Raw genomic sequence first — 6523 nt, 5'->3', positions numbered from 1 at the left:
GTCATGAGAAAGCCCATATAAATGGGTAATGTACAAGTTGCTGTAGAAGCATGTTTAGTTCGTCTGATCACAGATACTTTATAAACTATTTTAATACTTTTTTGAATCCGTCAATGCGTAAGTCCTATTTTCTTCAGGTCGAGAAGAAACTATAAAATTTAATTTTGGAAATTTTTTTATTAACTTTTCAAATTCTTTAACAATTCTCCCCATTTCACCCGTTTTAATTTCATCAAACCCATCCAAAAATAAAATTACCTTACCTTCCCTCAATAAATAGCTTTGAAGCTTATGGCTTTCCAAACCAATATAATTACCTATATTTCTATGTATAAAATTTTCTAAGCCTTCTTCTTCCCCCAACTCTCTCAATTCCATGAAAACTGGAAATTTCTCACCCTTATAGGATTCCTTTATAGCTAAATTCTTCATTAAAATGGATTTACCCTGTCCGACTATCCCAGAAATCAAGACTTTCTTTGGGTTAGAAAAATCACTCAAATCATTTACTACAAATATTTGATTTGATTCTAGATTAGTTACTTGAGGGGGAACATAAAAATCATATAAAGAAACTGATCTATCAAATTCATTAATAGTTCTGACTTGAGCTAAACCAGCCAATTTATTATGGGCTTCTAAAGCCAACGATTGAAAGTTAACTTTCTCTAATTGAAACTCTGCAAATTGTTTTAATGGAGTAAAAATTTTTTCAAAAATAGTAATAACAGGTGTCGCTAAATCAGTTGTATCTGCCATGACATAATATTCTGTAGTGATTTTGATTATATTTTAACATTATTTCCATCTTACAATAATATAAAAACCAAAACCCCATCATCAAGATAGGGTCTTTTAAAATAAATTTCAATTAGTTATAGACTAAATATTAAGCCACTTGACCTTCTAAAAAGTCTTGCGCAAAACGCTGCAATACACCGCCCGCCTCATATACAGAAACTTCTTCTTCTGTATCTAAACGGCAAGTGACAGGCACTTCAAGAATTTCTTCTTTACCATCAGCCGTTGAACGTTCAATCACTAAAGTCAAAGTCGAACGCGGTGAGATATTACCAATCACGCTATAAAGCTCAGTACCATCTAACTTCAACGTTTTACGGTTCACACCTGGTTTAAACTCAAGCGGTAACACCCCCATACCCACTAAGTTAGTACGGTGAATACGCTCAAAACCTTCAGCCACGATCGCTTCAACACCTGCAAGACGAACACCTTTCGCTGCCCAGTCACGGCTTGAACCTTGACCATAATCCGCACCCGCTACAATGATCAACGGTTGCTTACGGTTCATGTAAGTTTCAATCGCTTCCCACATACGCATCACTTCGCCTTCAGGCTCTACACGCGCTTTTGAACCTTGTTTAATCGTGCCGTCAGAACGAACCACCATTTCATTAAATAATTTCGGGTTGGCAAATGTTGCACGTTGGGCTGTCAAATGGTCACCACGATGTGTCGCGTATGAGTTGAAGTCTTCTTCAGGTACGCCCATTTTATGTAGGTATTCACCCGCAGCAGAATCCATCATGATCGCATTTGAAGGCGATAAATGGTCAGTCGTGATGTTATCACCCAAAATTGCAAGCGGACGCATGTTGGTCAAAGTACGTGGTGCAGCCAAAGCCCCTTCCCAATACGGCGGACGACGGATGTAAGTACTCATTGGACGCCAGTCGTAAAGTGGGCTTTCCGCTTGCTCAACTTCACCGAGGTCAAACATTGGAATGTAGACTTTGCGAAATTGTTCAGGCTTCACAGCTTCTTTTACCAGTGCATCGATTTCAGCATCAGATGGCCAGATATCTTTCAGGTAAATTGGATTACCGTCTTTGTCTGTACCCAATGAGTCTTTTTCGATGTCAAAACGAATTGTTCCTGCAATCGCATACGCCACCACAAGTGGCGGAGATGCCAAGAACGCTTGTTTTGCATATGGATGGATACGACCATCGAAGTTACGGTTACCCGAAAGTACCGCTGTCGCATACAAATCACGGTCAATGATTTCTTGTTGAATCACTGGATCAAGCGCACCTGACATACCATTACACGTAGTACATGCATACGCAACGATACCAAAACCAAGTTTCTCTAGGTCTTTGAGTACGCCAGCTTCTTCAAGATAAAGTGCAGCCGCTTTAGAACCTGGTGCAAATGAAGATTTCACCCAAGGTTTACGAACCAAACCAAGTTCATTGGCTTTACGTGCCAATAGACCTGCTGCCACCGTGTTACGTGGGTTTGAGGTATTGGTACAAGACGTGATCGCAGCAATGATGATCGCGCCATCAGGCATTAAACCATCAGTACGGTTTTCAACAACACCTGCAATACCTTTTTCTTTCAAGTCAGCAGTAGATACACGTGCATGTGGGTTTGATGGACCTGCAATGTTACGAGTGACTGTTGAAAGATCAAAACGAAGTACGCGTGGATACTGTGCTTTGGTCATATCTGATGCCCAAAGACCGATTTCTTTTGCGTATTGCTCAACCAATGCCACTTGTGCATCTTCACGACCTGTCAGGCGTAAATAATCAATCGTATTTTGGTCGATGTAGAACATCGCAGCCGTTGCACCGTATTCAGGTGTCATGTTCGAGATGGTTGCACGATCACCAATCGACATGGTGTCTGCACCTTCACCGAAGAACTCAAGGTATGCACCGACTACTCGTTCTTTACGTAAGAATTCAGTGAGTGCCAATACGATATCAGTCGCTGTGATGCCTGCTTGACGTTGACCGACAAGCTCAACACCGATAATGTCTGGAAGACGCATCCAAGATGCACGACCTAACATCACGTTTTCAGCCTCTAAACCACCCACACCCACTGAGATCACACCAAGTGCATCCGTATGTGGTGTATGTGAGTCTGTACCTACACATGTGTCTGGGAACGCTAAACCATCACGATTTTGGATCACTGGAGACATTTTCTCCAAGTTGATCTGGTGCATGATGCCGTTACCCGCAGGGATTACGTCGACATTTTTAAATGCGGTTTTCGTCCACTCGATAAAGTGGAAGCGGTCTTCGTTACGACGATCTTCTACTGCACGGTTTTTCTCAAACGCGTCAGGATCAAAGCCGCCATATTCCACTGCCAAAGAGTGATCCACGATCAACTGCGTAGGAACTACTGGGTTCACTTTAGAAGGATCGCCACCTTTGTCAGCAATCGCATCACGTAAACCAGCTAGGTCGACGAGTGCGGTTTGACCTAAGATGTCATGACATACCACACGTGCAGGATACCAAGGAAAATCCATGTCCTGACGGCGTTCAATCAATTGCTTTAAATAATCAGTTAAGTTTTCTGCATCAGCCTTACGTACAAGCTGCTCTGCCAACACTTTAGATGTGTATGGCAAAGTTTCATATGCGCCTGGCTGAATATCTTCAACGGCTTGACGCACGTCATAGTATTCAAGCTGGGTATTGCCATTCTGATTTGGCAGCGGTTTACGGTATTGATTTGTCATTAACCACGCTCCGCCAATGGTTTGAATTCTAAGTTTTCAGGGCCAGTATAGTTCGCGCTTGGACGAATGATCTTGCCGTCTTGACGTTGTTCAATCACATGTGCAGACCAACCCGCTGTACGTGCAATCACGAATAATGGAGTGAACATTGCTGTTGGAACACCCATCAAGTGATAGCTCACCGCACTGAACCAGTCGAGGTTCGGGAACATGTTCTTCACTTCTTTCATCACTGCTTCTAAACGTTCAGCAATGAGGTACATTTTGGTGTTCTCTTGAGCATCAGCAAGATCACGCGCCACTTTCTTGATCACTTCGTTACGTGGATCAGAGATCGTATAAACAGGGTGACCAAAGCCGATGATCACTTCTTTTTTCTCTACACGGCTACGGATGTCTGCTTCTGCTTCATCAGCGTTGTCATAACGTTGTTGAATCACAAATGCAACTTCATTCGCACCACCATGTTTTGGACCACGCAACGCACCAATACCACCTGTAATTGCTGAGTACATGTCTGAACCTGTACCTGCAACAACACGTGAAGTAAATGTAGAAGCGTTGAATTCATGCTCAGCATACAGAATCAAAGAGGTATGCATGGCTTGAATCCATTCTTCAGATGGCGCTTCGCCATGAAGTAAATGGAGGAAATGTGCAGCGATTGAGTCATCATTCGTTTCAACTTCGATACGACGACCGTTGTTGCTGAAGTGGTACCAATACAACAACATTGAACCCAAGCTTGCCATCAATTTATCAGCGATGTCTTTCGCACCCGCTTCATTGTGATCTTCATGTTCAGGCGTTAAACAACCTAGAACTGAAACGCCCGTACGCATCACGTCCATTGGGTGTGCAGATGGTGGTAACTGCTCAAGTGCAGTTTTCAATGCTGCTGGTAAGCCACGAAGTGCTTTCAGTTTTGCTTTATATGCTTTCAACTCAGCTTTGTTTGGAAGTTTGCCATGTACAAGCAAGTGCGCAACTTCTTCAAATTCGCTACCCACTGCAAGGTCAAGAATGTCATAACCACGGTAGTGCAAGTCATTACCACTACGACCTACGGTACAAAGTGCTGTGTTACCTGCAACTTGACCACTTAACGCAACTGATTTTTTTGGCTTGAAGCCTGTTGGAGTTTCATTACTGCTCATAAGATTGTCCTTTTCTGTTCTTTCTATGTGAATTATGAGTTCTAAAATCCCACTTGCGGAGCTACAACCGCTCCTCACCTCCCTTTCCCAAAGGGAGGGAAGTCCCCCTTTGAAAAAGGGGGATTTAGGGGGATTTCTTATTTTGCTTTTTCAAACGATGCATCAAGATACTGTTCAAACGCATGGTAATTAATACGCTCATACAATTCTTGACGGGTTTGCATGGTGTCAACAACGTTCTTCTGTGTGCCTTCTTGACGCAAAGTCACATACACATTTTCTGCTGCTTTGTTCATCGCGCGGAATGCTGAAAGTGGATATAACGCAATGCTCACATCCGCAGAAGCCAACTCTTCAGTCGTGAATAATGGTGTAGAACCAAATTCAGTAATGTTTGCTAATACTGGAACTTTAGTCAGGTCAGCAAATTGCTTGTACATCGCCAATTCAGTGATCGCTTCAGGGAACAACATATCCGCACCAGCTTCAATATACGCACCTGCACGATCAATTGCTGCTTGTAAGCCTTCAACTGCAAGTGCATCAGTACGCGCCATAATCACAAAACTTTCATCCGTACGTGCATCAACCGCAGCTTTAATACGATCAACCATTTCTTGTTGGGTCACGATCGCTTTGTTTGGACGGTGTCCACAACGCTTTGCACCCACTTGGTCTTCGATGTGCATTGCTGCTGCGCCGAACTTAATCATTGATTTAGTGGTACGTGCAATGTTGAATGCTGAAGCACCAAAACCTGTATCCACATCAACCAATAATGGTAAATCACAGACATCAGTAATACGGCGTACATCCGTCAATACATCATCAAGGTTACTAATCCCTAAATCAGGTAAACCTAACGAACCTGCGGCAACACCACCACCTGACAAATAAATTGCTTTATAGCCTGCACGTTTTGCTAACAATGCATGATTGGCGTTGATCGCACCCACCACTTGTAATGGTTTTTCATTTGCGACCGCGTCGCGGAATAGCTGACCAGCAGATTTAGCCATGTTGATGTTCTCCTTGGGTTTGCAGCAATGTTTGCTCAACAATTTTGTAAGATGCATTGATGTGACGGTGCATCAGCATTTCGGCAAGTTCACCGTCACCTTCTGCGATCGCATCTAAAATGCGGATATGTTCGTCCCAAGCTTTGCTCGGTCGATTTGGGGTGTTTGAAAATTGAATTCGATACATACGGATGAGGTGATACAGCTCATCACATAACATTTTTTCTAAGGTTTTATTGCCACTGCTTTTGATAATGCAGTAATGGAAATCGTCTTGACCTTCTTGTAGGTAATAACCCTTACCTGCTTTAAAATTTTCATCTTCAGCATGCATTCGCAACACATCACGCAATGCTAAGATTTGTTTTTTATCAATATGCTGTGCAGCCAGCTTACAAGCTAAGCCTTCAAGTGAAGCACGAATTTGGTAAAGTTCTTTAAATTGTTGTAGAGAAAGAGAAACAACTCGCGCACCAACATGTGCCGTACGCTCTACCAATCGCTGCCCTTCGAGACGATGAATCGCCTCGCGCAATGGACCACGACTAATCCCGTAAATACGCGCTAACTCAGGTTCAGAAATTTTACTGCCCGCAGGAATTTGTCCTAATACAATCGCCGATTGAATTTGCTTAAATACGTGTTCCGTCAGAGTAATACTCTGACTCGTGCTGATGGCTTGAGGAACAAGGGTATCTTGCATATTGTCGACAATCTCTACAGTTTTGATGATTTTATAACGGGATAGTAGAAATAATGCAATAGGATTGTCGACAATAAAATAGACCTGTGCAGTCAGTCAGACATTCTATCCATTCTGATTAGAATCATTCAAAACC

Annotated in this window: 5 protein-coding genes; all 5 read right to left on the bottom strand. The window is 42.7% G+C overall.

The annotated features are described in order from the left end of the window. Positions 1–90 precede the first annotated feature (90 nt). Complete coding sequence (locus HYG88_RS13840; protein ID WP_178883293.1) at positions 91–759, bottom strand: NACHT domain-containing NTPase; 669 nt, start codon at positions 757–759, stop codon at positions 91–93. Positions 760–889: 130 nt separating this feature from the next. After that, positions 890–3508, bottom strand: a complete 2619-nt coding sequence (gene acnD / locus HYG88_RS13835) for a Fe/S-dependent 2-methylisocitrate dehydratase AcnD (protein WP_039047607.1) — start codon at positions 3506–3508, stop codon at positions 890–892. Beyond that, on the bottom strand, positions 3508–4665 hold the full coding sequence (prpC, locus tag HYG88_RS13830) for a 2-methylcitrate synthase (protein ID WP_004907222.1): 1158 nt from the start codon (positions 4663–4665) through the stop codon (positions 3508–3510). Before prpC ends, acnD begins: the two co-directional genes overlap by 1 nt. Before the next feature lie 137 nt (positions 4666–4802). Continuing rightward, positions 4803–5684 carry a methylisocitrate lyase gene (gene prpB / locus HYG88_RS13825; protein ID WP_005163496.1) on the bottom strand — a complete coding sequence of 294 codons (882 nt, stop codon included), beginning with the start codon at positions 5682–5684 and terminating at the stop codon, positions 4803–4805. Continuing rightward, a complete protein-coding gene (locus HYG88_RS13820; RefSeq protein ID WP_004956801.1) occupies positions 5677–6387 on the bottom strand; it encodes a GntR family transcriptional regulator in 711 nt (236 codons plus the stop codon). Before HYG88_RS13820 ends, prpB begins: the two co-directional genes overlap by 8 nt. Positions 6388–6523 lie beyond the last annotated feature (136 nt).

This window comes from Acinetobacter sp. SwsAc4 (genome assembly GCF_013391535.1).
GTDB lineage: Bacteria > Pseudomonadota > Gammaproteobacteria > Pseudomonadales > Moraxellaceae > Acinetobacter.
Note: the sequence above shows the minus strand (reverse complement) of the source record. Positions and strands in the feature narration are given on the sequence as shown.